The sequence below is a fragment of the Streptomyces sp. NPDC014889 genome, from assembly GCF_043081205.1.
GTDB lineage: Bacteria > Actinomycetota > Actinomycetes > Streptomycetales > Streptomycetaceae > Streptomyces.
The window spans coordinates 401,971-428,839 of sequence record NZ_JBIBWH010000003.1 but is presented as its reverse complement, the minus strand read 5'-3'; the positions used below and the strand labels follow the sequence as shown (position 1 = coordinate 428,839).

Annotated in this window: 23 protein-coding genes and 2 pseudogenes; 17 read left to right on the top strand and 8 right to left on the bottom strand. The window is 72.9% G+C overall.

Features of this window, described 5'->3' with window-relative positions; all coding sequences use genetic code 11:
- The first annotated feature begins 25 nt into the window (after positions 1–25).
- Entirely contained in the window at positions 26–1,045 is a 1,020-nt protein-coding gene (locus ACF09J_RS08185) for an aspartate-semialdehyde dehydrogenase (protein ID WP_392304555.1), read from the top strand.
- Positions 1,046–1,049: 4 nt separating this feature from the next.
- Here the strand turns inward: ACF09J_RS08185 and ACF09J_RS08180 are convergent, their stop codons facing one another.
- Positions 1,050–1,550 (bottom strand): DUF1203 domain-containing protein, encoded by a 501-nt coding sequence (locus tag ACF09J_RS08180; protein WP_392304554.1) that lies wholly within the window; start codon positions 1,548–1,550, stop codon positions 1,050–1,052.
- A 112-nt stretch (positions 1,551–1,662) separates the two neighbouring features.
- On the opposite strand from ACF09J_RS08180, the gene pepN reads away from it, so the two are divergent.
- Entirely contained in the window at positions 1,663–4,281 is a 2,619-nt protein-coding gene (pepN, locus tag ACF09J_RS08175; protein WP_392304553.1) for an aminopeptidase N, read from the top strand.
- 79 nt (positions 4,282–4,360) lie between these two features.
- Here the strand turns inward: pepN and ACF09J_RS08170 are convergent, their stop codons facing one another.
- Positions 4,361–4,501 (bottom strand): hypothetical protein, encoded by a 141-nt coding sequence (locus ACF09J_RS08170; protein ID WP_392304552.1) that lies wholly within the window; start codon positions 4,499–4,501, stop codon positions 4,361–4,363.
- Positions 4,502–4,583: 82 nt separating this feature from the next.
- Positions 4,584–4,714, bottom strand: a pseudogene (locus tag ACF09J_RS08165) (LysR family transcriptional regulator); the annotation flags it as partial.
- 10 nt (positions 4,715–4,724) lie between these two features.
- Between ACF09J_RS08165 and ACF09J_RS08160 the strand changes: the two are divergent.
- A pseudogene (locus ACF09J_RS08160) lies at positions 4,725–4,838 on the top strand (2-phospho-L-lactate transferase); the annotation flags it as partial.
- A 10-nt stretch (positions 4,839–4,848) separates the two neighbouring features.
- Here ACF09J_RS08160 and ACF09J_RS08155 read toward each other — a convergent pair.
- Positions 4,849–5,802: an EamA family transporter gene (locus ACF09J_RS08155; RefSeq protein WP_392304551.1), complete on the bottom strand. Its 954-nt coding sequence runs from the start codon at positions 5,800–5,802 to the stop codon at positions 4,849–4,851.
- Between the two features lie 78 nt (positions 5,803–5,880).
- On the opposite strand from ACF09J_RS08155, the gene ACF09J_RS08150 reads away from it, so the two are divergent.
- The gene (locus ACF09J_RS08150; protein WP_392304550.1) at positions 5,881–6,408 is read left to right on the top strand and encodes a MarR family winged helix-turn-helix transcriptional regulator; all 528 of its coding nucleotides are present in this window, start codon (positions 5,881–5,883) and stop codon (positions 6,406–6,408) included.
- 138 nt (positions 6,409–6,546) lie between these two features.
- Here ACF09J_RS08150 and ACF09J_RS08145 read toward each other — a convergent pair whose 3' ends face one another.
- The 3 genes from ACF09J_RS08145 to ACF09J_RS08135 all read right to left on the bottom strand — a co-directional run bounded on the left by ACF09J_RS08145 (position 6,547) and on the right by ACF09J_RS08135 (position 9,470).
- Positions 6,547–6,810 carry a hypothetical protein gene (locus ACF09J_RS08145; RefSeq protein ID WP_392304549.1) on the bottom strand — a complete coding sequence of 88 codons (264 nt, stop codon included), beginning with the start codon at positions 6,808–6,810 and terminating at the stop codon, positions 6,547–6,549.
- Positions 6,811–6,929: 119 nt separating this feature from the next.
- Positions 6,930–9,155 (bottom strand): 4-alpha-glucanotransferase, encoded by a 2,226-nt coding sequence (gene malQ / locus ACF09J_RS08140; RefSeq protein ID WP_392304548.1) that lies wholly within the window; start codon positions 9,153–9,155, stop codon positions 6,930–6,932.
- Entirely contained in the window at positions 9,156–9,470 is a 315-nt protein-coding gene (locus ACF09J_RS08135; RefSeq protein ID WP_392304547.1) for a hypothetical protein, read from the bottom strand.
- 257 nt (positions 9,471–9,727) lie between these two features.
- Between ACF09J_RS08135 and ACF09J_RS08130 the strand changes: the two genes are divergently transcribed.
- The 4 genes from ACF09J_RS08130 (at position 9,728) to ACF09J_RS08115 (ending at position 15,456) form a co-directional block, all read left to right on the top strand.
- A complete protein-coding gene (locus ACF09J_RS08130) occupies positions 9,728–12,745 on the top strand; it encodes a beta-N-acetylglucosaminidase domain-containing protein (RefSeq protein WP_392304678.1) in 3,018 nt (1,005 codons plus the stop codon).
- Positions 12,746–12,881: 136 nt separating this feature from the next.
- Positions 12,882–13,415: a PadR family transcriptional regulator gene (locus ACF09J_RS08125; protein ID WP_392304546.1), complete on the top strand. Its 534-nt coding sequence runs from the start codon at positions 12,882–12,884 to the stop codon at positions 13,413–13,415.
- Complete coding sequence (locus ACF09J_RS08120; protein ID WP_392304545.1) at positions 13,412–14,101, top strand: ABC transporter ATP-binding protein; 690 nt, start codon at positions 13,412–13,414, stop codon at positions 14,099–14,101. Before ACF09J_RS08125 ends, ACF09J_RS08120 begins: the two co-directional genes overlap by 4 nt.
- Positions 14,098–15,456: an FtsX-like permease family protein gene (locus tag ACF09J_RS08115; RefSeq protein WP_392304544.1), complete on the top strand. Its 1,359-nt coding sequence runs from the start codon at positions 14,098–14,100 to the stop codon at positions 15,454–15,456. The genes ACF09J_RS08120 and ACF09J_RS08115 overlap by 4 nt, the downstream gene beginning before the upstream one ends.
- A gap of 120 nt (positions 15,457–15,576) precedes the next feature.
- On the opposite strand, the gene ACF09J_RS08110 is transcribed toward ACF09J_RS08115, so the two are convergent.
- Positions 15,577–16,113, bottom strand: a complete 537-nt coding sequence (locus ACF09J_RS08110; protein WP_100566803.1) for an HNH endonuclease — start codon at positions 16,111–16,113, stop codon at positions 15,577–15,579.
- Between the two features lie 312 nt (positions 16,114–16,425).
- On the opposite strand from ACF09J_RS08110, the gene ACF09J_RS08105 reads away from it, so the two are divergent.
- The 9 genes from ACF09J_RS08105 to ACF09J_RS08065 all read left to right on the top strand — a co-directional run bounded on the left by ACF09J_RS08105 (position 16,426) and on the right by ACF09J_RS08065 (position 26,859).
- A complete protein-coding gene (locus ACF09J_RS08105) occupies positions 16,426–17,535 on the top strand; it encodes a mechanosensitive ion channel family protein (protein WP_392304543.1) in 1,110 nt (369 codons plus the stop codon).
- A 160-nt stretch (positions 17,536–17,695) separates the two neighbouring features.
- On the top strand, positions 17,696–18,316 hold the full coding sequence (locus ACF09J_RS08100) for a Uma2 family endonuclease (RefSeq protein ID WP_392304542.1): 621 nt from the start codon (positions 17,696–17,698) through the stop codon (positions 18,314–18,316).
- Between the two features lie 169 nt (positions 18,317–18,485).
- Positions 18,486–19,697, top strand: a complete 1,212-nt coding sequence (locus tag ACF09J_RS08095; RefSeq protein WP_392304541.1) for an ROK family protein — start codon at positions 18,486–18,488, stop codon at positions 19,695–19,697.
- Positions 19,698–19,756: 59 nt separating this feature from the next.
- The gene (locus ACF09J_RS08090) at positions 19,757–21,094 is read left to right on the top strand and encodes an ABC transporter substrate-binding protein (RefSeq protein WP_392304540.1); all 1,338 of its coding nucleotides are present in this window, start codon (positions 19,757–19,759) and stop codon (positions 21,092–21,094) included.
- A 6-nt stretch (positions 21,095–21,100) separates the two neighbouring features.
- Positions 21,101–22,042: a carbohydrate ABC transporter permease gene (locus ACF09J_RS08085; protein WP_392304539.1), complete on the top strand. Its 942-nt coding sequence runs from the start codon at positions 21,101–21,103 to the stop codon at positions 22,040–22,042.
- 2 nt (positions 22,043–22,044) lie between these two features.
- Positions 22,045–22,938 (top strand): carbohydrate ABC transporter permease, encoded by an 894-nt coding sequence (locus ACF09J_RS08080; RefSeq protein WP_392304538.1) that lies wholly within the window; start codon positions 22,045–22,047, stop codon positions 22,936–22,938.
- A gap of 5 nt (positions 22,939–22,943) precedes the next feature.
- The gene (locus ACF09J_RS08075) at positions 22,944–24,209 is read left to right on the top strand and encodes a 6-phospho-beta-glucosidase (protein ID WP_392304537.1); all 1,266 of its coding nucleotides are present in this window, start codon (positions 22,944–22,946) and stop codon (positions 24,207–24,209) included.
- Positions 24,200–25,171, top strand: coding sequence for an N-acetylglucosamine kinase (locus ACF09J_RS08070; RefSeq protein ID WP_392304536.1), 972 nt, complete (start codon positions 24,200–24,202; stop codon positions 25,169–25,171). The genes ACF09J_RS08075 and ACF09J_RS08070 overlap by 10 nt, the downstream gene beginning before the upstream one ends.
- 239 nt (positions 25,172–25,410) lie before the next feature.
- Positions 25,411–26,859 (top strand): hypothetical protein, encoded by a 1,449-nt coding sequence (locus tag ACF09J_RS08065; RefSeq protein ID WP_392304535.1) that lies wholly within the window; start codon positions 25,411–25,413, stop codon positions 26,857–26,859.
- Positions 26,860–26,869 lie beyond the last annotated feature (10 nt).

The following is a 26,869-nucleotide window of genomic DNA, read 5'->3' as shown; positions in this document are numbered from 1 at the left end:
AGTGAAGTGAGCAGAAGGAGTCACCGTGAGGATCGGAATCGTCGGAGCCACCGGTCAGGTCGGCACGGTCATGCGCGGAATCCTCACGGAGCGCGACTTCCCGGTCACCGAGCTGCGTCTGTTCGCCTCGGCCCGCTCGGCGGGCACGGTCCTCGACGGGGTCACGGTGGAGGACGCGGCCACCGCGGACTACACCGGCCTGGACATCGTGCTGTTCTCGGCGGGCGGCGCCACCTCCAGGGCGCTGGCCGAGAAGGTCGCCGCGCAGGGCGCCGTGGTGATCGACAACTCCTCGGCGTGGCGCAGGGACCCGGATGTGCCGCTGGTGGTGTCCGAGGTGAACCCGCACGCGATCACCGACCGCCCCAAGGGCATCATCGCCAACCCGAACTGCACGACGATGGCCGCGATGCCGGTCCTCAAGCCGCTGCACGCGGAGGCGGACCTCACGGCGCTGGTCGTCGCCACCTACCAGGCGGTGTCCGGATCGGGCCTCGCGGGCGTCGCCGAGCTGCACGGCCAGACCATGAAGGTCGTCGCGGAGGCCGACCGGCTGACCCACGACGGCGCGGCCGTGGACTTCCCCGAGCCGTCCGTCTACAAGCGCCCGATCGCCTTCAACGTGCTCCCCTTCGCGGGCAACCTCGTCGACGACGGCCTGAACGAGACCGACGAGGAGCAGAAGCTCCGCAACGAGTCCCGCAAGATCCTGGAGATCCCGGAGCTGAAGGTGTCCGGCACCTGCGTCCGCGTGCCCGTCTTCTCCGGCCACTCCCTCCAGGTCAACGCCCGTTTCGCCCGCCCGCTCAGCGTGGAGCGCGCGACCGAGCTGCTGGGCGGCGCCCCCGGTGTGGCCCTCTCCGACATCCCGACGCCGCTCCAGGCGGCCGGGCAGGACCCGTCGTACGTCGGCCGCATCCGCCGCGACGAGACCGTGGACAACGGCCTGGCCCTGTTCGTCTCCAACGACAACCTGCGCAAGGGCGCGGCCCTGAACGCGGTGCAGATCGCGGAGCTGGTGGCGGCGGAGCTCAAGGACCGGTGACGGGTCACTGGCCCCTGCGCACCTCGTAGAGGAAGCAGCCGTACTCGACGGCCCGGACGTGGACGAGCGCCACGGCCGGGTCGTCGAACGCTTCCGCGAGGGCCTCGTCGAACCGCTCGGCGCCCTCCCCGACCAGCCGCCCGCCCAGGATGTGCCCGTCTGCCCCGTAGCGCCGGAACACACGGTGGGCGTTGCTGAACGGACGGCCCTCGCCGGCCGGCCCCGCGCACTCCCGCGCGTGGATGAAGACCGGCCCCTGCTCGTCGTACGCGCCCGGGGTGGCGCCCGTCTCCGCCGCCCAGCGCCGCAGCGGGGCGTAGGAGACCAGCGCGATCCGCTCCCCCGGCTCGCTCCTGCGCAGGCAGCAGCGCAGGGGAGCGCCGCCCTCCTCGTCGGTGTACGGGGCCGCCGGGCGTCCGGCGTCGTCCCGCTCCCACAGCCGCGCCAGCACGGCCGGGGCGATGGCACGCGCGCTGTATCCCGTCGTTTCGCTCACTGTCGTCATGCCCCCAGGCTCGCGCTCCACTGCCCCGGTCACCGGCGGGTTCCGGTCGTCGCGTTCGGCACGGGTCACGTGGAAAGATGGCGCAATCCACACATCACGAGGAGATGACCGCGTGCCTGGCACAAACCTGACTCGCGAAGAGGCGCAGCAGCGGGCGAAGCTGCTCACCGTTGACTCGTACGAGATCGATCTCGACCTCTCCGGCGCGCAGGGTGGGGGTCCCGCCCGCTCGAACGGAGCTGAGAGTGGGGGAGGTACCTACAGGTCCGTGACCACGGTGCGCTTCGACGTCGCCGAGGAAGGCGCCGCCTCCTTCATCGACCTGGTGGCCCCGGCCGTCCACGAGGTGACCCTCAACGGCGACTCCCTGGACCCCGCCGAGGTCTTCGAGGACTCCCGGATCGCCCTGCCGGGCCTGCTCGCGGGCCGCAACATCCTGCGGGTCGTCGCCGACTGCGCGTACACGAACACCGGTGAGGGCCTGCACCGCTTCGTCGACCCGGTCGACGACCAGGCCTACCTCTACACCCAGTTCGAGGTCCCGGACGCCCGCCGGGTCTTCGCCTCCTTCGAGCAGCCGGACCTGAAGGCCACCTTCCAGTTCACCGTGAAGGCGCCCGAGGGCTGGACGGTGGTGTCCAACTCGCCGACGCCCGAGCCGCGGGACGACGTCTGGGTGTTCGAGCCGACGCCGCGCATCTCGACGTACATCACGGCGCTGATCGCCGGCCCGTACCACAGCGTGCACAGCGTGTACGAGAAGGACGGGCAGTCGGTCCCGCTCGGCATCTACTGCCGGCCCTCCCTCGCCGAGTTCCTCGACGCGGACGCGATCTTCGAGGTCACCCGGCAGGGCTTCGACTGGTTCCAGGAGAAGTTCGACTACGCCTACCCGTTCGAGAAGTACGACCAGCTCTTCGTGCCGGAGTTCAACGCGGGCGCGATGGAGAACGCGGGCGCGGTCACCATCCGCGACCAGTACGTCTTCCGGTCCAAGGTGACCGACGCGGCGTACGAGTTGCGCGCCGAGACGATCCTGCACGAGCTGGCCCACATGTGGTTCGGCGACCTGGTCACCATGGAGTGGTGGAACGACCTGTGGCTGAACGAGTCGTTCGCCACCTACACCTCCATCGCCTGCCAGGCGTACGCCCCCGGCTCCCGCTGGCCGCACTCGTGGACCACGTTCGCCAACTCCATGAAGACGTGGGCGTACCGGCAGGACCAGCTGCCGTCCACCCACCCGATCATGGCCGAGATCCGCGACCTGGACGACGTCCTCGTCAACTTCGACGGCATCACCTACGCCAAGGGCGCGAGCGTCCTGAAGCAGCTCGTCGCCTACGTCGGCATGGACGAGTTCTTCCGGGGCGTGCAGGCGTACTTCAAGCAGCACGCCTACGGCAACACGCGCCTGTCCGACCTGCTGGGCGCGCTGGAGGAGACCTCCGGGCGCGATCTGAAGACCTGGTCGAAGAAGTGGCTGGAGACGGCCGGCATCAACATCCTGCGCCCCGAGGTCGAGACGGACGAGGCGGGGGTCATCACCTCGTTCTCCGTCCGCCAGGAGGCCCCCGCCCTGCCGGCCGGCGCGAAGGGCGAGCCGACCCTGCGCCCGCACCGGATCGCGATCGGCCTGTACGACCTCGACGAGGCGACCGGCAAGCTGGTGCGCGCCGCGGACGGCCGGATCGAGCTGGACGTGGACGGCGAGCTGACCGCCGTGCCGGAGCTGGCCGGCCGGCGCCGCCCGGCGGTGATCCTGCTCAACGACGACGACCTGTCGTACGCCAAGGTCCGCCTGGACGAGGGGTCGCTGGCCGTCGTCACCGAGCACCTGGGCGACTTCGCGTCCTCGCTGCCGCGCGCCCTGTGCTGGGCGTCGGCCTGGGACATGACCAGGGACGGCGAGCTGGCGACCCGCGACTACCTGTCCCTGGTGCTGTCCGGGATCGGCAAGGAGTCCGACATCGGTGTCGTGCAGTCGCTGCACCGCCAGGTGAAGCTGGCCGTGGACCTGTACGCCGACCCGGCCGCCCGCGAGGCCCTGCTCACCCGCTGGACGGACGCCACGCTGGCCCATCTGCGGGCGGCGGACGCGGGCAGCGACCACCAGCTCGCGTGGGCGCGCGCCTTCGCGGCGACCGCGCGTACGCCGGAGCAGCTCGACCTGCTCGAGTCCCTGCTGGACGGCTCGCAGACCATCGAGGGCCTGGTCGTGGACACGGAGCTGCGCTGGGCATTCGTGGAGCGGCTCGCGGCCGTCGGCCGGTTCGACGAGGCGGAGATCGCGGGCGAGTACGAGCGCGACAGGACGGCGGCCGGTGAGCGGCACGCGGCCGCCGCCCGCGCCGCCCGCCCGACCGAGGAGGCCAAGGCCGAGGCCTGGGCGTCGGTCGTCGAGTCCGACAAGCTCCCGAACGCCGTCCAGGAGGCGGTCATCGCGGGCTTCGTCCAGACCGACCAGCGCGAGCTGCTCGCGTCGTACGCCGACCGGTACTTCGAGGTGGTCAAGGACGTCTGGGACGCCCGCTCCCACGAGATGGCCCAGCAGATCGCGGTCGGCCTCTACCCGTCGGTGCAGGTGTCCGAGGACACCCTGCGCAAGACCGACGAGTGGCTGGCCTCGGCCGAGCCGAACGCGGCGCTGCGCCGGCTGGTCTCGGAGTCGCGGGCGGGCGTCGAGCGCGCCCTGAAGGCCCAGGCGGCGGACACGGCGGCCCAGTCGTAACACCGCCCGTACGCCGACAAGGGGCGCCCGGTGCTCGACCGGGCGCCCCTTTCCCTTACCGTCTCCGCCTGCCGTCCGGTCACTCGGAGCGGGCAAGCCCGGCGGCCGCGCACCGCAGCGCCGCCGGCACCAAGGCCGGCGCGGGAGCGTCCCGCGCTCCCTTGCGCACGGCCGCCACGACGCGCCGGTACGGCCGGTCGGCGCCCGGGGTGCGCATCACCAGGCCCTCCCTGCCCAGGCGGCTGGACGGCGATCCTGGCGATGCGGGAGGCGGGCATGGGCGTGGCACTCGTGCTGCGCATGGCGGTCGGCCGCCGAGTGCCCCTGGTACGGGCTGAACCCGGCCGCCTCGCAGGCAGGCACGCGTGATGTCCGACCAAGGACCGCTGCCGCCGAAGATCCACGCCTCCGCCGCCAGATCGGCGAGCCGCACCCGGGCCCCGGGCATGGCCGACAAGGTCCTCCTCGCGGTCGGCGTGGAGTCCACGGCCGCGGCGGTGGCCGAGCACTACGGCTCCGGACTGCTGGACGGCCGGCTCGTCGACACGGTCGACGCAGCCCACCGCTCTACCGTCGCAGGGCCGGACCCGTCAGGTCCGTCGGATCTTTTCGAGCAGTTCCTTCCGGTGGGCTGAACCGTCGTGGTGGGTGGGCGGCGCCGAGCTGGCCCGCCACCGTCGCCCCGAAGGCCAGCGTCATGCCCGCCAGTTGGAGCGGGGTGAGCGCCTGGCCGAGGGCGGCCCAGCCGATCACGGCGGCGGTGAGCGGTGACAGCGGGCCGAGGAAGGTGACCCGGGTGGCGGAGAGCCGGCCGATGCCGCGGAACCAGAGCCAGTAGGCGAGCGCCGTGTTGGCCAGGGAGAGGTAGGCGTAGCCGCCGAGGGCGCGGGCGTCCAGCGCGGGCGGCGGCCCCTCGGCCAGCAGGGCGAGGGGTGCGATCAGCAGGCCGCCCGCGGTGAGCTGCCAGCCGGTGAGCGCGAGCGGACCGACACCGGCCGGGCGGCCCCACCTCTTGGCCAGCACGGTGCCGGTGGACATCGAGGCGGTGGAGGCGAGGGCGGCGGCGACACCCACGCCGTCCAGCGCACCGGCCGCCCTCAGCACGACGAGGCTGACCCCGAACGCCGCCGCGACCCCGGTAAGCAGGGCCCGCGCCGTCGGCCGCTGCCCCAGCAGCGGCGCGGAGAGCCCCACCACGAACAGCGGTCCGACCGAGCCGACGACCGCCGCCATCCCGCCGGGCAGCCGGTACGCGGACAGGAACAGCAGCGGGAAGAAGGCGCCGATGTTCAGCGCGCCGAGGACCGCCGCCTTCCACCACCAGGCGCCCTTCGGCAGCACACGGGCCAGGGCCAGCAGCAGGAGCCCGGCGGGTAGCGCCCGGGCCAGCGCCGTGAAGAGCGGCCGCCCGGGCGGCAGGAACTCGGTGGTGACGGCGTAGGTGGTGCCCCAGGAGACCGGGGCGAGGGCGGTGAGGGCGACCAGGGACCAGATCGCGGCGGGGCGCCGGGAGTCAGCCATGCAATTAGCTTAGCTGCAAGCTACTTACCGTCAAGCTACTTTCTTGCGGTCGACCCTGGGGCGGCGGATACTCGGGCCATGAATGAACGCCCCCAGCAGCGCAGGGACGCCGTCGACGCGATCATCGACCAGTGGGCGGCCGTGCGGCCCGATCTCGACACCGCGGGGATGGAGGTCTTCGGGCGGATCTTCCGGCTCTCGCGGGCGATGGGAGACCGGATGGAGAAGGCGTACGCGCCGTTCGGGATCTCGCGGGGCGAGTTCGACGTGCTGGCCACGCTGCGCCGGGCCGGCGAGCCCTACACCCTCTCGCCGCGGCAGCTCTCGGCGACGCTCATGCTCACCACCGGCGGGATGACCGGGCGGCTGGACAAGCTGGAGGCGGCGGGGCTGCTGCGCCGCTCGCCGGATCCGCACGACCGCCGGGGCCTGAAGGTCACGCTGACCGGCAAGGGGCTGCGGCTCATCGACGAGGCGGTGGCCGCGGGGCTGGCCGCGCAGACGCAGGCGCTGGCCGCCCTGGACGCCGAACGGGCGGGCGAACTGGCCGGCCTGCTCAGGGAGCTGCTGGCCGGGACGGCTCAGTCACCGGGGGCGCCGGCGTAGGAGCTTCGCCGGGCGGTCCCGCAACGCACCCGGGGCGCCCACCTCGCCCACGTACGGCGGTTGTGCACGTACGTACGGCGAGGTCGGCGCCCTCGGAGAAAGCGGGTTGCGGACGGACCGCGGCGGGAGAGGGCCGGGTCAGGCCTTGACGTCCACGTCCTGGCTCGCGCGCGGCCGGCGGTCCTTGGACTTGTCCAGGACCATGACCAGGCCGGTGATGACCAGGAACAGCAGGAGCGGGAGACCGACGAACAGACCCAGCGTCTGGATGACGCTCAGGCCCTTGCCGGGGTCGTCGCCGTCGTCGCGCGTCAGCGCGAGCGCGGGAGACGACATGAGCAGCATCATCAGCGTCGTACCGGCGGCCAGAGCGCCGGCGCGCAGGGCGTTCTTCTTGTCCACGGTGCAAACGTAGCGAACGCCGGAACGGGTCGCGCGCCCGGGGTGCCGTATTCGCACCGGACAGCCACGCGGAAACCCGCACGGGTCGCACCCGGACGGGCCCCGGCGCTTCCCGCCGGTCAGTCCGTGTCGTCCGGCGTGGCCCGTGCGTCCGTCCGCAGCACGTCCGTCAGGGCGTGGAGCCGTGGCGACGCGGCGAGGTCCTCCAGGGTGACCGGGCGGCCCTCGGCGTCGGCGACGGGCAGGCGCCAGTTCGGGTACTGGTCCCAGGTGCCCGGCAGGTTCTGCGGACGCCGGTCGCCGACCGTGTCCGGCAGCCACAGGCCGATCATGCGGGCCGGGGTGCGCAGCAGGAAGCGGTGGACGGCCTGGATACCGGCCTCCTCCTCGGGGACGGCGCCGCCACCGCCGTCCGTGGCCCGCCACAGGCCCAGTTCCGCCAGCAGGGCCAGCCACTCGTTCGTGTCCGCCGCGGCCTCCGCGCGCTCCTCCTCCAGGGGGCGGGTGAGCAGGCCGAGGCGGTGGCGCAGTGCGACGTGTTCGCCGGTGAGACGGGCCGCGGTGGACGGCAGGTCGTGGGTGGTGGCCGTGGCCAGGCAGTCCGCGCGCCAGCGTTCGGGGGGCAACGGGCGGCCGGATCCCTCCCAGTCCCGTTCGAACCACAGCACCGAGGTGCCGAGCACCCCGCGCCGGTCCAGGGTCTCGCGCACCCCCGGCTCCACCGTCCCGAGGTCCTCGCCGATCACCACGGCCCCCGCCCGCGAGGCCTCCAGGACCAGCACGGCGAGCATGGCCTCGGCGTCGTAGCGGACGTAGGTGCCCTCGGTGGGCGGCAGGCCCTGCGGGATCCACCACAGCCGGAACAGGCCCATGACGTGGTCGATGCGCAGGGCGCCCGCGTAGCGGAACAGGGCGCGCAGCAGTTGGCGGAAGGGCGCGTAGCCGGAGGCGGCTAGGCGGTCGGGGCGCCAGGGTGGCAGGCCCCAGTCCTGGCCGCGCGCGTTGAAGGCGTCCGGCGGTGCGCCGACCGACATGCCGGCCGCGAAGTGGTCCCGCTGCGCCCAGGCGTCGGCCCCGCCGGGGTGCACGCCCACGGCGAGGTCGTGCACGATCCCGGTCCCCATGCCCGCCTCGCGGGCGGTGCGCTGGGCGCCGGTGAGCTGGGCGTCGGTGAGCCAGGCGAGCCAGGAGTGGAAGTCGACGCGGTCCCTCAGCGCGGCGCGGGCGCGGGCGGTCTCCGTCGAGCGCGGGTCCCGCAGCCCCTCGGGCCACCGGCTCCAGTCCGAGCCGTGCACCTCGGCGAGGGCGTACCAGGTGGCGTGGTCCTCCAGGGCCTGCCCCTGTTCGGCGAGGAAGTCGGCGTAGGCGGCGCGGCGGCCGGGCCCGAGCGGCACCCGCCGCACCAGTTCCAGCGCCTCCCGCTTGAGCTCCCACACCGCGTCCCGGTCGATCAGCGCGCCCTCGTCCAGAACAGAGGCACGCAGCCGTCCGGCCCGCTCCAGCACGGACCGCAGCCGCTCGCGGTCCCCGGCGTACGCGAACTCCGGGACGTCCTCGACGCGCAGGTGCACCGGATCGGGGAAGCGGCGCGAGGAGGGGCGGTAGGGGGACGGGTCGGCGGGCGGTCCGGGCACGGCCGCGTGCAGCGGGTTGACCTGCACGAACCCGGCTCCCAGCGCCCGCCCGGCCCAGCCGCTCAGCTCCGTGAGGTCACCGAGGTCGCCCATGCCCCAGGAGCGGTGGGAGAGGACGGAGTAGAGCTGGACGAGCAGCCCGTACGAGCGTGCCGCCGGGGTGGGCAGCCGGGGCGGGGCGGCGATGAGGTGCGCCTGCCCGGTGCGGCCGTCGGGGGCGGTGGCGGTCAGCCGGTGGACGCCCGGCGGAAGGGGGGCCGCGGCGTCCGTCCGGTCCGTGCGGTCGGTCCGGTCCGCGCCGTGCACCCATGAGCGGTTCTCCCCCTGCTCGGTCCCGACGTCCAGCCGGGTACCGGGGGGCAGCCCGGCGAGAGCGGCCGGCGATAGCCCGTGGTCCGCCTCCACCGCGGGGCCGGCGCCCGTGGGAGCGTCCGCCGCAGGGCCCAGCCAGCACACCACCGTCGGCGGCAGCAGCCGTTCGTCCCGTTCCCGTTCGCGGGCGGTGAGCGCGGCGCGGGCGGCCGCCGGGGTGCTCGCGTCGACGTCGAGGGCGGCCAGGGCCGCGACGACCGCTCCGGCGGAGGCGGTGACCGTACGGCCCGGGGAGGGGCTGTAGGAGGTGGCGACGCCGTGCAGCACGGCGAGCCGGGCCAACTCGTCACCGAGAGGCCCGGCAGATCCGGGAGGTTCGGCCGGCCGCGGTTCCGTCATCTACAACTCCGCGCGACAGGGGTCCTGTTCGGCCGACTCGGCGACCGACTCGCTGGTCAGGGGTGCGGTCTCGGCGAGCGGCGGCTCGCTGGTCAGCGGCTCGGCGTCGGGCAGCGGCGGCTCGCTGGTCAGCGGCACGTCGGCACGGGTGCCCTCCGCGCTGAACACGCACAGGCCGGGGTCGGCGGGCAGCCGGGGCTCGGGCGGCAGGACGACGGGGGACGCCGGTTCGTCGTCGGGCAGCAGGTGGTCGGCGGGCGGCTCCGCCACGTGTTTGGACAGGGCCGAGAGCAGAAGGTGTGCCGGTGCGGCCACGGGGGCCTCCTCGTCGAGTACGGCGTCAAGGGGATTACCGCAGCCCTACCCAGTGCGCGCCAGGGCAGACGTAGGAGTACGCCCTACGTGCCACTGGTCACATTCCCCTCCACCAGGTTGGGGCAATCACGGCACAACGGCCACTCTCGTTGACACCTTCCCCCGGGGATGGTGTGGTCAAGACTCTTCGACACCGCCTTCGGCTCCGCCCGGCGAAGGCCGATCGACGAGGAGGGGCCGTGCGGCTTCGGCGCGGTATGGGGCACGGGAAGAGCGCGGCCGCACTCGCGTTCGCCGTCCTGGCCGGAACACTGGGAGCCGCGCCCGCGGCCGTCGCGGCGCCGTCCGCCCCCGACCCCGGCACCGGCCTCCCGGCCGCGAACCCGGAGCACCCCGCCACAGCCTCCGCCGACCTCGCGGTGTGGCCGCGCCCGCAGTCCCTGCGGGCGACCGGCGGCTCGGTGAAGGCCGCCGACCGGGTCGTCGCCCTGGTCGCCGACGCGGACGCGGACCCGTACGCCCTGAGCGCGCTGCGCTCGCTGCTGTACGAGGCCGGGGCCCGGACAGTCACGGACCTCAGGGGGACGGACCCGGTTCCGGCGGGCGCCCTGGCGGTGCGCGCGTACACCGAGCGGGCGCACAGCGACCCGCGGCACGCGCTGCCCTCCGGCGGCTACCTCCTCGAGACCGGCAAGGACGCCGTGACACTCACCGGCGCCGGCGAGGACGGCCTCTTCCACGCCGTGCAGACACTGCGGCAACTGCTGCGCCCCGACGGGACCGTCCCCGGCGTGAGCATCCGGGACTGGCCGGGCACCGCCGTGCGCGGCACCACCGAGGGCTTCTACGGCACCGCGTGGACCCAGCAGCAGCGGCTCGACCAGCTCGACTTCATGGGCCGCACGAAGCAGAACCGGTACCTGTACGCCCCGGGCGACGACCTCTACCGCCAGGAGCGCTGGCGCGAGCCGTACCCGGCCGTGCAGCGGGCCGCCTTCCGCGAGCTGGCCGACCGGGCGCGCGCCAACCACGTCACGCTCGGCTGGGCGGTGGCGCCCGGCCAGTCGCTGTGCTTCGCCTCGGACGACGACGTACGGGCACTGACCCGCAAGGTGGAGGCGATGTGGGCGCTCGGCTTCCGGGCGTTCCAGCTCCAGTTCCAGAACGTCAGCTACAGCGAGTGGCACTGCGGCGCGGACCCGGACCGTTTCGGCTCCGGTCCGGACGCGGCGGCACGGGCGCAGGCGCGGGTGGCGAACGAGGTCGCCCGCCACCTCGCGGAACGGCACCCGGGCGCGGCGCCGCTGTCGTTGATGCCGACGGAGTTCTACGAGGACGGCTCGACGCCCTACCGACGGGCGCTGGCGTCCGCCCTGGACGCGTCGGTCCAGGTCGCCTGGACCGGGGTGGGCGTGGTGCCCAGGACCATCACGGGTGGCGAACTGGCCGAAGCCCGCGCGGCGTTCGCACATCCGCTGGTCACCATGGACAACTACCCGGTCAACGACTACGCCGAGGACCGCATCTTCCTCGGCCCGTACACCGGGCGCGACCCGGCCGTCGCCAGCGGCTCGTCCGCCCTGCTGGCCAACGCGATGGAGCAGGCGGAGGCCTCCCGCATCCCGCTGTTCACGGCCGCCGACTACGCCTGGAACCCCCGCGACTACCGCCCCGAGGAGTCCTGGAAGGCGGCGGTCGCCGACCTCGCGGGAGGCGACGAACGGCGCCACGAGGCGCTGTCGGCGCTGGCCGGCAACGACGCGTCCTCGGTGCTCGGCGGCACCGAGTCGGCGTATCTGCGCCCGCTGATCGCGGCCGTCTGGCAGGCCCGTACGACGACGGACCGGGCCGCGAACGAGCGGGCCGAGCAGCGGCTGCGCGCCGCCTTCACGGTGCTGCGCGAGTTGCCGCAGAACCTGTCGGGCGACGGCACTCTGGCAGCCGAGGTCGCGCCGTGGTCCGCGCAGTTGGCGCGCTACGGCAAGGCGGGCGAGGCGGCGCTCGACATGCTCGGCGCCCAGCGCGCCGGCGACGCGGCGGGTGCCTGGACCGCGTACCGGACGCTGGACCGGCTGCTGGCCGGCGTCAGGAGCGCCGACGTGACGGTCGGCAAGGGGGTTCTGGACCCCTTCCTGGACCGGGCGCGGCAGGAGTACGAGACCTGGGCCGGCCTGACCCACGAGCCGGCCGCGGACCCGGGTGGGGCGCCGGACGGCCGCACGGTCCGTTTCCCGAGCGCTCGCGCCCTCACCGCCGTGACGGTCCTCAGCGACCCCGGAACGACCGGTGCCGTCGAGGTCCACGTCCCCGGACAGGGCTGGCGCCGGGCGGGAACGCTGGCGGAGCAGGGGGCCACGGAGATCGACACCGCGCAGTCCCCGTCCGCGGACAGCGCGGTGACGCGCCCGCCGGCCCTCTGGCCGCCGGTCTCCCCGGCTCCCGACCTCTGGACGCGCCCGCCGGCCCTCGTGCAGCCCACTCCCCCGCCGGCCGGCACCCGCGTCGACGCCGTCCGCGTGACCGGCGCCTACCCCTTGCGGGTGCGCCACCTGGTCCCCTGGTTCGCCGACACCCCGGTGGCGGACCTGGAGCTGCCGCGGGCCGGGGCCGACGCGGAGATCGGCGGCACGGAGCGGCTGACCGCCCGGCTGTCCTCCGGCCGTCCGGCCGACGTGCGGGGGAAGGTCACCGTCGAGGCCCCCGAGGGCATCGAGGTCCGCGTCCCCACCAAGCCGGTCACCGTGCCCCGCGGCACCACGGTGAACGTCCCCGTCCAGGTGATCGTGCCGCCGGCCTCGCCCGCCCGCTCGTACGACGTCCGCGTCACCTTCGCCGGGGTGACCCGCACCCTCACGGTCCGCACCTTCCCGCGCACCGCGGGCCCGGACCTGGCGCGCACCGGCACGGCGAGCTCCTCCGCCGACGAGACCGCCGACTTCCCGGCCTCCGCCGCGATCGACGGCAACCCGGACACCCGCTGGTCCTCCCCCGTCGACGACGGCGCCTGGTGGCAGGTGCGGCTCCCGCAGGCGGTGCGCCTGGGCAAGGTCGCCCTCCACTGGCAGGACGCCCACCCCTCCGCCTACCGCATCCAGGTCTCCGCCGACGGCCGCCGCTGGCGCACCGCCGCCACCGTCCGCGACAGCGACGGCGGCCGCGAGACCCTGCGCATGGACGCGCGGGACGTCCGCTACATCCGCGTACAGGGCGACAAGCGGGCCACCCAGTACGGCTATTCGCTGTGGTCGGTGGAGGCGTACGCGGTCGCGGACTGAGCCCGCCGGGGGAACGGGACCCTCCGTTCCCCCGGACCGCGATCCTCGGTTTCTTCCGGACCGCGATCCTCGGTTCACCCGGCTTTCCCGGCGGTCACTATTCACTTAGTACATGTACTCAGTGCATACTGAGCTCATGAGCACCCGCCACATCCTGCTGGGCCTGCTCGCCGGAGGGCCGAGCCATGGCTACGACCTGAAGCGACGCCACGACGAACACTTCCCGCAGGCCCGCCCGCTGGCCTACGGGCAGGTCTACACGACCCTGCAACGGCTGGTCCGCGACGGACTGGCCCAGGTGGAGGGCACCGACTCCGACGGAGGACCGGAGCGCACGCTGTACCGCCTCACGGCCGAGGGCTCCCGCGAAGTCGCCGACTGGGCCGGGCAGGTCACACCTCCCGCGCCCTTCGTGGCGAACGAGATCTTCGCGAAGGTCGTCACGGCGATCCTCACCGGCGGCGACCCCGCCGCCCACCTGCTCGCGCAACGCGCCGCGCACATGGAGCGGATGCGGGAGCTGACGGCGGTCAAGACCGCTCCGGGCGCCGATCTGGCGACCGTGCTCTCGGCGGACTACGCCCTCAACCACCTCGACGCCGACCTGCGCTGGATGACCACCACGCAGGCCCGGCTCACCACTCTGACCGTGGAGGTCGACCGAGCATGAGCAACCCTCCGGTGCCCCTTCTGGAGGCCCGAGACCTCGTCAAGTCCCATGGCAGGACCCCGGCGCTGCGCGGGGCGAGCCTGGAACTGCGCGAGGGCGAGATCGTCGCCGTGACCGGCGCCAGCGGCAGCGGGAAGTCCACGCTGCTGCACTGCCTGGCGGGCATCGTCCGGCCGGACGAGGGCTCGGTGACGTACCGCGAGGAACGCGTCGACAGGCTGCCGGAGCAGCGCCTGAGCGAACTGCGCCGCACCGACTTCGGAGTGGTGTTCCAGTTCGGGCAGCTCATCCCCGAACTGACCGTCGTGGACAACGTCGCGCTGCCGATGATGCTGGCCGGGACCGCGCGGAGGTCGGCCCGGGAGCAGGCGGGGGCGTGGCTGGAGCGGTTCGGCGTGCGGGGGCAGGAGAACGCACGGCCCGGGGAGTTGAGCGGGGGCCAGGCACAACGCGTGGCACTGGCACGGGCGTTGGTAACCCGTCCCAGGGTGGTGTTCGCGGACGAGCCGACGGGGGCACTGGACTCGCTGGCGAGCGAACAGGTGATGACGGCCCTGGCGGGAGCCGCCCGCGAGGCGGGCACGGCGGTCCTGCTGATCACGCACGACGCCCAGACGGCGGCGTACGCCGACCGTGAGGTGCGGTTGCAGGACGGCGTGACGGTCGCGTCGGAGGTGCTCGCGTGAGGACCGATCTGCGGCTGGCCTGGCTGCTCGTGCGCGGTTCGGACCGGCGGGAGTGGTGGCGGATCGCCCTCACGGCGGTGGGGGCGATGTGCGCGACGGGGCTGGGACTGGCGGCCGCCGTCCTGGCCACCGTGCGCGGGCAGTACAGCTTCTCCGTCGGCAACGGCCTGCTCGACGAGCCCGGCGAGCGCTCCGGCGTGATCGTCACACTGCTGCTCCTGCTGGTGCCGGTGCTCGGGTTCCTCGGGCAGTGCGCCCGGATCGGCGCGGTGCACCGCGACCGGCGGACGGCGGTGCTGCGGCTGGCGGGCGCGGAGCCGGGCCGGGTGCGGCGGATCGCGGCGCTGGAGACCGGGCTCGCCTGCCTGCTGGGCTCCGCGCTTGCCACGGCCGGGGCGGCGGCGGTGCTGGTGGCGGTGTGGGAGCAGCCCACCGCGCCGGCCTGGGCCGGGATGGCGCTGGTCGCGGTCGTGGCGCCGGTGCTGGGCGTGGCGGCCGGGGTGCTGGCGCTGCGCCGCGTGGTGGCCTCGCCGCTGGGGTGGGTGCGGCGGAGCCACGAGCGGTCGGGTCGTGGTCCGGCGCTGCTGTTCGTGGGCGGACTGCTGGTCGTGGGCGTGGTGGCGCTGGGGGCGGTGGCCGGTACGTCCGCCGACTCCCGGGATTCGAGCCTGGCGCGGGGTCCGGTCGTCGTCATGGCGGCGGTGCTCGCCGTCGGCGCGGGAGCGGTGTGGCTCGCGGGCGCCCTGTCCCGGCTGACCGGCCGGCTGCTCGCGCCCCGTACCGGCTCCCCCGCGGTGCTGATCGCGGCGGAACGGCTGCGGGACGACCCGTGGGCGGCGGCCCGCACCCATGCGGCGGTGCTGCTGGTGACGGTGGTCGGGACCGGGTACACGGGGGTGCGGCAGGCGCTGCTGGCCGAGCTGGAGGAGATGCGGCGGAGGCAGACGCTCGGGACGGACATGTCCTTCTACACGACCGGGCTGGACCTCACGGCCGCGGCCATCGTCCTCGCCCTCGCGATCGTCCTTGTCGCGCTGGCCGTCGGCACCGCCGAGTCCGTCGCCACCCGGCGCCGGGGCCTGGCCGCCCAGGTGGCCGCCGGAGTACCCCTGCGGGTGCTCGCCCGGGCCGTCCTGCTGGAAACCGCACTGCCCCTGGCCCCGGCCGTCCTCGTGGCAGGCGTCGGCGGCCTGGCGATCGGCGTCTGGTACGGCGTCCTCACCACCGGGGCCGTGCCGTACACAGCACTTCTGGTCCCCGTCGGCGTGTACGCCGCCTGCCTGCTGACCACGGCCGCGTCCCTGCCACTGCTCCACCGCTCGGTCCGCCCGGCGGAGCTGCGGTGGACCGCGTGATCGTCCGGTCCTGTCGGACGAACCGGTTCGGCCGGGGCCGGGTGTGACGCCCGGCCCGCGTACCCGTACAGGACGCGGGCCGGGCGTCGCACCCGTCGGCAATGCGAAGGCCCGGAATCGTCAGGCGGAGATGCCGTCGATCCGGGCCAGGGCGTCGTCCGCGCCGTACGGCTGCAGGTAGGGCAGCCAGCGCGGGTCCCTATGCCCGGTGCCGATGATGCGCCAGGCCAGTCCGGTGGGCGGGGCCGGCTTGTGGCGCAGGCGCCAGCCGAGCTCGACCAGGTGGCGGTCGGCCTTGACGTGGTTGCAGCGGCGGCAGGAGGCCACCACGTTGTCCCAGACGTGCTTGCCCCCGCGCGAGCGCGGGATGACGTGGTCGACGCTGGTGGCGATGCCACCGCAGTACATGCACCGGCCCCCGTCGCGCGCGAACAGCGCCCTTCGGGTGAGAGGAACGGGCCCCCGGTAGGGAACCCGTACGAAACGCTTGAGCCGGACCACGCTGGGTGCGGGGACGGTGACGGTTGCGCTGTGCAGATAGGCGCCGGACTCCTCGAGGCAGACTGCCTTGTTCTCCAGGACGAGGATGAGCGCGCGGCGGAGCGGTACGACGCCGAGCGGCTCGTACGACGCGTTGAGGACCAGGACATGCGGCACGGATGCCTCCTTGTACGCCGGCGGCGCGTGGCTCGCGCCGGGGCTGTCTGCAGTCAGTTTCCCCTCATGCCTGGTGAACGCGCCACCATGTCCCGGTAACGGGCTGGGAGTGTTTTCGACCACACCTCATTCATCCCCCGGACCACGGCCCCTTCACACAGCCTGTTCAGAGGCCGGTGGTCACCGTCTCCCCATGCGCCCTTCCTGGGACTTCCCGGGAATCCACACACCCTGCCCCGTTAGTGTGGTGGTTCTGCCCGTCCGGTGATCCGTTCGTGACCCAGTCGATATTGACCCCGTGCCGGAGGGCGGATGCACCTGGAGGTACCTGCCGTGTCCTTGCCCGTCGTCCTGCCGGCCGCCGGTCCGTCGCCGTCGCCCTCCGAGTCGCCGGCCCTGACGGTCCCCACGTTCCAGGACGCCCACGAGACCGCGACGAACGCGGCCGGCTGGGTCGAGCAGAACTGGTCCACATGGCTCGCCATCGGCTTGAAGATCCTGCTGATCCTGGTGATCGCGGCCGTGCTGAGAGCGGTGGTCCGGCGGACGATCACCAAGATCATCGACCGCATGGCCCGTACCGCGCAGGCGGTGGACGGCACGGCGCTGGGCGGGCTGCTGGTCAACGCCGAGCGCCGCCGGCAGCGCTCGCAGGCGATCGGCTCGGTGCTGCGCTCGGTGACGAGCTTCCTGATCCTGGGCACCGCGGCCCTGATGGTGCTGGCCACCTTCGAGATCAACCTGGCCCCCCTGCTGGCCTCGGCGGGTGTGGCCGGTGTGGCGATCGGTTTCGGCGCCCGCAACCTGGTCACCGACTTCCTCTCCGGCGTGTTCATGATCCTGGAGGACCAGTACGGCGTCGGCGACTCGATCGACGCGGGCGTCGCCGCGGGCGAGGTGATCGAGGTCGGACTGCGGGTGACCAAGCTGCGCGGGGCGAACGGCGAGATCTGGTACGTCCGCAACGGCGAGATCAAGCGGATCGGCAACCTCTCCCAGGGCTGGGCCACGGCCGGCGTCGACGTCACCGTCAAGACGGACGAGGACCTGGACAAGGTGAAGGCCACCCTCGACGAGGTCGCCGAGCGGATGAGCAAGGAGGAGCCCTGGAACGAGCTCCTGTGGGGCCCGATCGAGGTGCTCGGCCTGGACAGCGTGCTGATCGACTCCATGGTCGTCCGCGTCACGGCCAAGACCATGCCGGGCAAGTCGGTGACCGTCGAGCGGGAGCTGCGGTGGCGCATCAAGCGCGCCTTCGACGCGGCGGACATCCGCATCGTGGGCGACGCGACGGCCCCGGCGGACGCGACCGCGGCAGCCGACCCGACGGCGGCCATGTCGGCCCCCTCCGCGTTCGCCAGCGCCACCTCCCCGCAGTCCCTGGCGGCCTCACCGATCCCACCGCAGTCACTGTCGAAGTAGGCCCACGGAGCCTGCGCGGAGACCGGCGGAACGGTTCAGCACACTCGTTCGAGTGAAGGGGCGCGGATTCCACCGTGCGACGCGCCCCGCACGCCTCATCGTTCTGCCGGGGCACCCGGCGCGGGCGTGGCCTGACACCAGCGCGACAAGGAGATCAGCGATGAGCGCCGAACCGATCATGGAGCCGGTGATGACGCAGGTGGACCCCATCGACCTGTTGAACGCGATCGAAAAGGCGTCGCCGATGCCGATTCGGCCGGAGTACATCGAGGGGACGGTCATCGTGCCGCCCCAGCCGAACGACCATCACAACGACGGCGCTTTCAAGCTCGCGGTCCAGTTCTTCAACGCCGGGTTCGAGCTGGCGGGCATGGGCAACGGCTATCGCGCCGCCAACCAGGACGGCGGCACCATGGCCCTGCTCATTCCGGACTTCTACGTCCGGCGGCGCAAGGCCTCCGAACCGGACGAGTCCTACCGCAGAGCCCACAAGGGCTGGTACCCCGTCGACATGATCTCCCTCGTCGGCGAGGTGACCTCCAGCAACCACTGGACGGACACCGGTCCCAAGCTCCGCACCTACGCCGCCGCGGGCGTCTCCGTCTATGTCCTGATCAACCGCAACACTGGCACAGCCCACTGCTACACCACCCCTGTCCTCCCCGGCGAGGACCCCACCGAGGCGTACTACGACGACGAGACCAAGGTCGACCTCGGAGATCCGCTGCCCCTCCCTGCGCCGTACCCCACGCTGGACACGGCACCGTTCCTCAAGGACTGAAGGACTGACCGGACCGGGCTCCCGACCGCGCGCTCCCCTCGCCGTCCCTTTAGGTAACGACTCCGTTGCCGCGGGGACGCGCTCTTGACGGCCACTTCGCAACGGGCATACCTTCCTGCCACTCGGAAAGGAAACTTTCCTAACAGTGACCCGCAGGGAGGGCACACGCATGGCAGGAGCCGCCGGCACGCCCGGCACCCCGCGCGTTCTGCGGGCCATGAACGACCGCGCCGCCCTGGACCTCCTGCTGGAGCACGGGCCGCTCTCGCGTACCCGGATCGGCAAGCTGACCGGGCTCTCCAAGCCGACCGCCTCCCAGCTCCTGGCCCGGCTGGAGTCCGCAGGGCTGGTCCGCGCCACGGGGACCAGCGAGGGACGGCCGGGTCCCAACGCCCAGCTCTACGCGGTCGATCCGGTCGCGGCCCATGCCGCCGGGCTGGACGTCAACCCCCACCGCATCCTCGCCGCCGTCGCCGACATCACCGGCCGCACCGTCGGCGAGTACGAGCTGCCCACCCCCGGCCGGCGCCCGTCCCAGCCCGTCGTACGGCACGTCACCGACGCCCTCGACGGCGCGGTGAAGGCGGCGGGGCTGGCCCGCGGCGACGTGCACCGGCTGGTCATCGGCACCCCCGGCGCCTTCGACCCCAACACCGGCCGTCTGCGCTACGCCTCCCACCTGCCCGGCTGGCACTCCCCCAGCCTGCTCGACGAACTCGCCGCCGCCCTGCCGATGCCGGTGGAGTACGAGAACGACGTCAACCTCGTGGCCATGGCCGAGCAGCGGCTCGGCGCGGCCCGCGGCCACCGTGACTTCGTCCTGCTGTGGAACCAGGAGGGCCTCGGCGCCGCCCTGGTGCTCGGCGGCCGGCTGCACCGCGGCTGGACCGGCGGCGCCGGCGAGGTCGGCTTCCTGCCGGTGCCGGGCACCCCGCTGGTCCGCCAGGTGACCCGGGCCAACAGCGGCGGCTTCCAGGAACTGGCCGGCTCGCAGGCGCTGCCGCAACTGGCCAGGGAACTGGGCGTCGAGGACCTGCCCACGGGACCCTCCACGCAGGCCGCCGCCGAACTCGTCGCCCGCGCCGCCGACCACGCCACCGGCCCCCACCGCACGTTCCTGACGGCGTACGCGACCCGGCTCGCGACCGGTCTCGCCGCCCTCGTCTCCGTCCTCGACCCCGAACTCGTCGTCCTCAGCGGCACCTCGCTCACCGCCGGCGGCGAGGTGCTGCGCGCCCTGGTCCAGGCCGAGCTGGAGGAACTGGCCGCCTCCAGGCCGCGTCTGGTGGTCGGCGACGTACCCGAACACCCCGTGCTGCGGGGCGCGTTGGAGAGCGCGCTCGCGTCCACCCGCGACGAGGTCTTCGACACCTCGCGCTGAGCCGCCGTACCCGCCCCGCGTTTTCCCTCACCGCCCACCCGCCCCAGGGAGATCCAGCCATGCCCGAAGTGTCCCGGAAAACGGCCCTCGCCCTCGCCGCCTCCGCCGCCATGGCACTGCTCGCCACCGCCTGTACGGGTCAGCCCAGCGCAGGCGCGAACGACGACGCGTCGAAGGACACGACCATCAACTTCTGGCACGCCTGGAGCGATCCGCGCGAGGTGAAGGCCGTCACCACGCTGATCGACGGCTTCCGGAAGGCGCACCCCAACATCCGCGTCAACGTCGTCGGCAACATGACCGACGACAAGATCAACCAGGCGCTGCGCACCGGCGGCGACAAGGCGCCCGACGTGATCTCCTCCTTCACCACCAACAACGTCGGCAAGTTCTGCTCCTCGGGCGCGCTGGTCGATCTCAACCCGTTCTTCGAGAAGACGGACACGGACCCGGAGAAGATCTTCCCCAAGGCGATGAACGAGTACACCCAGTTCGACGGCAAGCGCTGCACGGTGCCGCTGCTGGGCGACGCCTACGGGCTCTACTACAACAAGGACGCCTTCGCCGCGGCCGGCATCAAGAACCCACCGAAGACCTGGTCGGAGTTCGAGGCCGACGCCAAGAAGCTGACGATCCCCCAGGGCGACGGCTACCGCCGGCTCGGCTTCATGCCGAACTACCACGGCTGGGAGTCGACGACCGAGCACTACTTCGCTCAGTTCTCCCCGGCCTACTTCGACTCCAGCGGCAAGTCGAACCTGGCCAAGGACCCCGCTTTCGAGCAGGGCTTCACCCTTCAGAAGCGGCTCGTGGACGAACTCGGCGGCTACCGGAAGCTGGAGAAGTACCGCGCCACGCTCGGCGACGAGTGGGGCCCCAAGCACCCCTTCCACACCGGCCAGGTGGCCATGCAGCTCGACGGCGAGTGGCGGCTGGGCATGGCCGAGGAGGCCAAGCCGGAGTTCGAGATCGGCGTCGCCCCGCTGCCCGTCCCCGACGACCGGGCCGACCAGTACGGCAAGGGCTACATCACCGGCACCATCGCGGGCATCGCCGCCACCAGCAAGAAGCAGAACGCCGCCTGGGAGCTGGTGAAGTACATGACCACGGACACCGACGCGGTGGTCGGCTTCGCCAACGACATCCACAACGTGCCCTCCACGCTGGCCGCGCTCAAGTCCCCGAAGCTGAAGTACGACCCGCGCTTCAAGACCTTCCTGGACATCGCCGCCAACCCGGACTCGACCACGACGCCCGCCTCCGTCAACGGCGGCCAGTACCTGGTGACGATCCAGCAGTTCGGCTACGACTACGAGAGCGGCCGGGCGAAGGACCTCAAGGCCGGCCTGCTCAGGACGGCCGAGCAGATCGACACGGACATCGCGCAGGCGAAGTAGGCGCGCATGACCACCGTCACCCTGGCGTCCAAGCGCCGCCGTTCGGCGCTGAAGACCCTCGCCTTCATGTCGCCGTGGCTGATCGGCTTCGCGGTCTTCTTCGCCTATCCGCTGATCTCCACCGTCTACTTCTCGTTCATGCACTACGACGGCTTCGGGCCGCCGACGTGGCGCGGCACCAGGAACTGGACGTACGTCTTCCAGAGCTACCCGCTGTTCTGGCCGGCTCTGCGCAACACCCTCTGGCTGGTCCTGGTAATGGTGAGCCTGCGGGTGGTCTTCGGGCTCGGCGTGGGCCTGCTGATCACCAGGATCAGAACGGGCACGGGTGTCTTCCGCACCCTGTTCTACCTGCCCTACCTGGCCCCGCCGGTGGCGGCGACCATGGCCTTCGCCTTCCTGCTCAACCCCGGCACGGGCCCGGTCAACTCCCTTCTGGAGCGGGTCGGGATCCCCGCGCCCGGCTGGTTCGGCGACCCCGCCTGGTCCAAGCCGGCCCTGACGATGCTCGCCCTGTGGGGGGTGGGCGACCTGATGGTCATCTTCATGGCCGCGCTGCTCGACGTGCCCACGGAGCAGTACGAGGCCGCGGAGCTGGACGGCGCCTCGCCCTGGCAGCGATTCCGGTACGTCACGCTGCCGAACATCTCGCCGATCGTGATGTTCGCGGTGGTCACAGGTGTGATCCAGACGATGCAGTACTACACCCAGCCGCTGATCGCAGGAAAGGTCGCCTCGGGCGTGATCCAGGGCGCGGGCACCCAGTTCGAGCCCGGCTACCCGGACAGGTCCACGCTCACCCTCCCCCAGCTCGTGTACAACCTCGGCTTCCAGCGCTTCGAGTACGGCCCGGCCTGCGTGGTGGCGCTGGTGCTGTTCGCCCTGTCGATGGTGTTCACCGCGTTCCTGATGCGGCGCCGGGGCGGTCTCATCCAGGCAGGTGACTGACGATGGCCCAAGTACTGGACAAACCGACGGGGTTGAGGAGCCGGCCCTCCCCCGCCGAGCGCACGGCCCGCCGCAGGGCGGTGCTGGAGTGGATCGCGGTCCACTCGCTCGGCGTGGCGGCCGCCCTGTTCTTCGTCCTGCCCTTCGTGTTCGTGGTGCTGACCTCGCTGATGAGCGACAGCCAGGCCCTCAGCCGCGATCTGGTCCCGCACACCTGGGAGTGGGGCAACTACCAGAAGGTCCTCGACACCCCGGGCTTCCTCACCTGGTGGCGGAACACACTGGTCTACGCCGGTCTCGGCACGGTCCTGACGGTCGCGTCCTCTCTGCCCGTGGCCTACGCGCTGGCCAAGTTCCGCTTCCGGGGCCGCAACCTGTCGCTCATGCTGGTGATCTCGATGATGATGCTGCCCCCGCAGGTGATCATCATCCCGATGTACCTGTTCTGGGCCAAGCAGCTCGACCTGTCGGGCACGCTGTGGCCGCTGATCATCCCGATGGCGTTCGGGGACGCGTTCTCCGTCTTCCTGCTGCGGCAGTTCCTGACGACCATTCCGAACGAGTACCTGGACGCGGCGAGGGTCGACGGCTGCGGCGAACTGCGCACCCTGCTGAGGGTCGTGGTCCCCATGGCCCGGCCCGGCCTCGCGGCCGTCGCCCTCTTCCAGTTCTTCTACGCCTGGAACGACTACTTCGGCCCGCAGATCTACGCCTCCGAGAACCCCGGCGCGTGGACCCTGTCCTACGGCCTGGAGTCCTTCAAGGGAGCGCACCACACCGACTGGAACCTCACCATGGCCGCGACCGTTCTGGTCATGGCCCCCGTGATCCTCGTGTTCTTCTTCGCGCAGAAGGCGTTCGTCGAAGGCGTCACACTCACCGGAGTGAAGGGTTGAACAGCATGAAACTCACCGTGGTCGGCGGCGGCTCGACCTACACCCCCGAACTCGTCGACGGTTTCGCACGTCTGAGGGACACCCTGCCCGTCGAGGAACTCGTACTGGTGGACCCGGCGACGGACCGGCTGGAACTGGTGGGCGGGCTGGCCCGCCGCATCCTCGCCCACCAGGGCCACCCGGGCCGTGTCGTCACCACTTCCGACCTGGACGCGGCCGTCGACGGCGCCGACGCGGTGCTGCTCCAACTGCGCGTCGGCGGCCAGGCGGCGCGGCAGCAGGACGAGACATGGCCCCTGGAGTGCGGCTGCGTCGGCCAGGAGACCACCGGCGCGGGCGGTCTGGCCAAGGCGCTGCGCACGGTCCCGGTGGTCCTGGACATCGCCGACCGGGTCCGCCGCGCCAACCCGGCCGCCTGGATCATCGACTTCACCAACCCGGTCGGCATCGTCACCCGCGCCCTGCTCCAGGCCGGCCACCGGGCGGTCGGCCTGTGCAACGTGGCGATCGGCCTCCAGCGCAAGTTCGCGCGGATGCTCGACCTCGCGCCCACCGACATCCACCTGGACCACGTGGGCCTGAACCACCTCACCTGGGAGACGGCGGTGCGCCTGGGCGGCCCCGAGGGCGAGGACGTACTCCCCCGGCTCCTGGCCGAGCACGGCGAGGCGATCGCCGGCGAACTGCGCCTGCCCCGCCGGCTCCTGGACCACCTGGGCGTGGTCCCCTCCTACTACCTGCGCTACTACTACGCGCACGACGAGGTCGTGGAGGAACTGCGCACCAAGCCGTCCCGGGCGGCCGAGGTGGCGGCGATGGAGCGGGAGTTGCTGACGATGTACGGCGATCCGGCTCTGGTGGAGAAGCCGGCCCTGCTCGCCCGGCGGGGCGGCGCCTTCTACTCGGAGGCGGCCGTGGACCTGGCGGCGGCGTTGCTGGGCGGAGGGGGCAACCCGTACCAGGTGGTGAACACGTACAACAAGGGCACCCTGCCCTTCCTCCCGGACGACGCGGTGATCGAGGTGCAGGCGGCGGTGGGCTCCAAGGGCGCGGTCCCCCTGCCGGTCTCCGGCGTTGACCCGCTGTACGCGGGCCTGATGGCCGATGTGACGGCGTACGAGGACCTGGCCCTCGATGCGGCCCTGCGCGGCGGCCGGGACCGCGTCTTCCGCGCCCTCCTCGCGCACCCCCTGGTCGGCCAGTACGCCTACGCCGAGACCCTCACCGACCAACTGGTCGCGCACAACCGGGAGTACCTCGCGTGGGCCTGAGCGCAAGCGTCCTCGCGATCGACGCGGGCAACAGCAAGACGGACGTCGCGGTGGTGGCGGCCGACGGGCACGTCCTCGCGACGGCCCGCGGCGGCGGGTTCCGGCCGCCGGCCGTGGGCGTGGAGACCGCGGTGGACGCCCTGGAGGAACCGGTCCGGCGGGCGTACGCGCAGGCCGGCGTCTCCGGCGCCGCCCATGTCTCGGCGTGCCTGGCCAACGCCGATCTGCCCGTGGAGGAGGAGCAGTTGGCGTCGGCGCTGCACGCGCGCGCGTGGGGCACGACGGTGGAGGTCCGCAACGACACGTTCGCCATCCTGCGCGCGGGCGTGGCCGAACCGCGCGGGGTCGCGGTCGTCTGCGGCGCCGGCATCAACTGCGTCGGCATGCTCCCGGACGGCCGCACCGCCCGCTTCCCCGCGCTCGGCCGTGTCTCGGGCGACTGGGGCGGCGGCTGGGGCCTGGCGGAGGAGGCCCTGTGGTACGCGGCCCGCGCGGAGGACGGCCGCGGCGCGCCCACCGCTCTGTCCCGCGCCCTCCCGGCCCACTTCGGTCTCGACTCCATGTACGCCCTGATCGAAGCGCTGCACCTGGGGCACGTCGACCACCACCGCCGCCACGAACTGGCCCCGGTCCTGTTCGCCACCGCCGACCGGGGCGATCCGGTAGCCGGCGCGATCGTCGACCGCCAGGCCGAGGAGGTGGTCGCCATGGCCGCGGTCGCGCTGGCCCGCCTCGGGCTGCTCGACGAGGAGACCCCGGTCGTCCTCGGCGGCAGTGTCCTCGCCGCCCGCCACCCCCGACTCGACGACGCCGTCCGCGGTCTGCTCGCCGACCGGGCCCCCAAGGCGGTCCCGCGGGTCGTCAGGGCCCGTCCGGTCCTGGGCGCGGCCCTCCTGGGCCTGGACCACGTGGGAGCGCCGGCGGCGGCCCTGGAGAGGGTGCGGGCCCACTTCGAGCAGTGAGCGGAACGGTCCGTCCGGTCCGCGGCCGTGGGACGGCGGGGCGCGGGCCGGGCCTCCCTGCGCACCCTGGGCGCGCGGGAAGCGCGGGGGAACCGAACAGATTCTCCCGGCGTATACATGGGCAAGGGGTGGTACGGGGCGAGCGCGCACGGTTCGGCCGAGTTCGGGTGAAGACCGGTGCGGATGTCGGTCCCGGCAGCGATACTTGCGGCGACGGATGACCATGGGGGAGGTCAGCAGTGACACAACCGCCGACGAGCAGCTCGGCGCCGCCGGGCCCGGGCCTGCCCACGCTGCCGGCGATCCCGCCGCAGCCCGCTGCCCCCGTCCCCGCTGCCCGGCCCCCGTCGCCCCCGCGCCGCACCGCCTTCGCCGAGGGCGCCGAGCGCCTGCGCACCGCCGCCACCACCGAGCCCGGCCGGCTCCGCGTCATCGGCGCCGTCCTCGCCCTCCTCGTCGTGGCCTTCGGCGCCGTCACCGCCCTCCAGACCACCGACCGTGCCACGGCGGCCGACGACGTCCTGCACCGCAGCCAGCCGCTCAGCTCCGACGCGGCCGACATCTACCGCTCGCTCGCCGACGCCAACACCATGGCGACCAGCGGCTATCTGGCCGGTCTGCAGGAGACGGCGGCCACCCGCGAGCGCTACGAGTCCGACATCCGCACGGCCGCCGCCAAGCTGGTCACCGCCGCCGCCAACTCCGCTCCCGGCAGCCCCTCCGCGGCCACCATCACCAAGCTCAACCAGCTCCTGCCGCGCTACAAGGGCCTGGTCGAGTCCGCCCGTGCCAACAACCGTCAGGGCTTCCCGGTCGGCGGCGCGTACCTGCGCGCCGCCAACGACACCATGCAGAACGAGATGCTCCCGGCGGCCGAGGACCTGTACCAGAAGGAGAACCAGCGGCTGCGCGCCGACTACGGGGACGCGACACCGTACCCGTGGGCCGCGATCGCCCTCGGCGTCGTCGCCCTGGCGGCCCTCGCCTGGGCCCAGCGGCGCAACTACCGTCGGACGAACCGGGTGCTGAACCACGGCCTGGTCGCCGCGAGCGCCGCCACCGCCGTCGTCCTGCTGTGGCTGGTGATCGGCCACAGCGTCGCGCGCGCGGGCCTCAACGGCTCGTACACGCACGGGGTGCGCTCGCTGAACGTGCTGCACGACGCCCGTATCGCCTCCCTCAAGGCCCGCAGCGACGAGAACCTCACCCTTGTCAGCCGCGGCGCGGAGACCAGGACGCTGAAGGACGGCACGGTCATGGACGCCTACGACTGGGCGTACGACCAGGAACTCGGCACCCTCGCCCGGACGCTGAGCCGGGCCGGCACCCTCGCGGAGGACCCCGGGGGCAGGAAGCCGGTGGACACGGCGAACGAGTCGATGAAGGTGTGGAAGCAGCGGCACGAACTGGCCCGCCAGGCCAACGACTCGGGCGACTACCAGAAGGCGCGCGACCGGGTCATCGGCACCACCGCCGAGGGCCGGGCGCAGTCCACGGGCGAGTGCTTCGACAACGTGGACGCCTCCCTGGCGTCGGCGCTCACCCATGAGACGGGCAGGTTCCGGCAGGCCGCCCAGGACGGCCGGGCCGCCATGACGGGCCTTCCCGCCGGCTCCGCGGTGCTCGCGGTGCTCGGCGCGGCGGGCGCGGTGCTGGGCATCGGCCGCAGGCTTTCGGAGTACCGGTGAGAGGGAGCGT

Coding starts and splice junctions, on each gene's coding strand:
- ACF09J_RS08180 (WP_392304554.1), bottom strand. CDS start 1,550: ATGACGACAGTGAGCGAAACGACGGGATACAGCGCGCGTGCCATCGCC.
- ACF09J_RS08155 (WP_392304551.1), bottom strand. CDS start 5,802: ATGGCTGACTCCCGGCGCCCCGCCGCGATCTGGTCCCTGGTCGCCCTC.
- ACF09J_RS08150 (WP_392304550.1), top strand. CDS start 5,881: ATGAATGAACGCCCCCAGCAGCGCAGGGACGCCGTCGACGCGATCATC.
- malQ (WP_392304548.1), bottom strand. CDS start 9,155: ATGACGGAACCGCGGCCGGCCGAACCTCCCGGATCTGCCGGGCCTCTC.
- ACF09J_RS08130 (WP_392304678.1), top strand. CDS start 9,728: ATGGGGCACGGGAAGAGCGCGGCCGCACTCGCGTTCGCCGTCCTGGCC.
- ACF09J_RS08125 (WP_392304546.1), top strand. CDS start 12,882: ATGAGCACCCGCCACATCCTGCTGGGCCTGCTCGCCGGAGGGCCGAGC.
- ACF09J_RS08120 (WP_392304545.1), top strand. CDS start 13,412: ATGAGCAACCCTCCGGTGCCCCTTCTGGAGGCCCGAGACCTCGTCAAG.
- ACF09J_RS08105 (WP_392304543.1), top strand. CDS start 16,426: ATGCACCTGGAGGTACCTGCCGTGTCCTTGCCCGTCGTCCTGCCGGCC.
- ACF09J_RS08100 (WP_392304542.1), top strand. CDS start 17,696: ATGAGCGCCGAACCGATCATGGAGCCGGTGATGACGCAGGTGGACCCC.
- ACF09J_RS08095 (WP_392304541.1), top strand. CDS start 18,486: ATGGCAGGAGCCGCCGGCACGCCCGGCACCCCGCGCGTTCTGCGGGCC.
- ACF09J_RS08090 (WP_392304540.1), top strand. CDS start 19,757: ATGCCCGAAGTGTCCCGGAAAACGGCCCTCGCCCTCGCCGCCTCCGCC.
- ACF09J_RS08085 (WP_392304539.1), top strand. CDS start 21,101: ATGACCACCGTCACCCTGGCGTCCAAGCGCCGCCGTTCGGCGCTGAAG.
- ACF09J_RS08080 (WP_392304538.1), top strand. CDS start 22,045: ATGGCCCAAGTACTGGACAAACCGACGGGGTTGAGGAGCCGGCCCTCC.
- ACF09J_RS08075 (WP_392304537.1), top strand. CDS start 22,944: ATGAAACTCACCGTGGTCGGCGGCGGCTCGACCTACACCCCCGAACTC.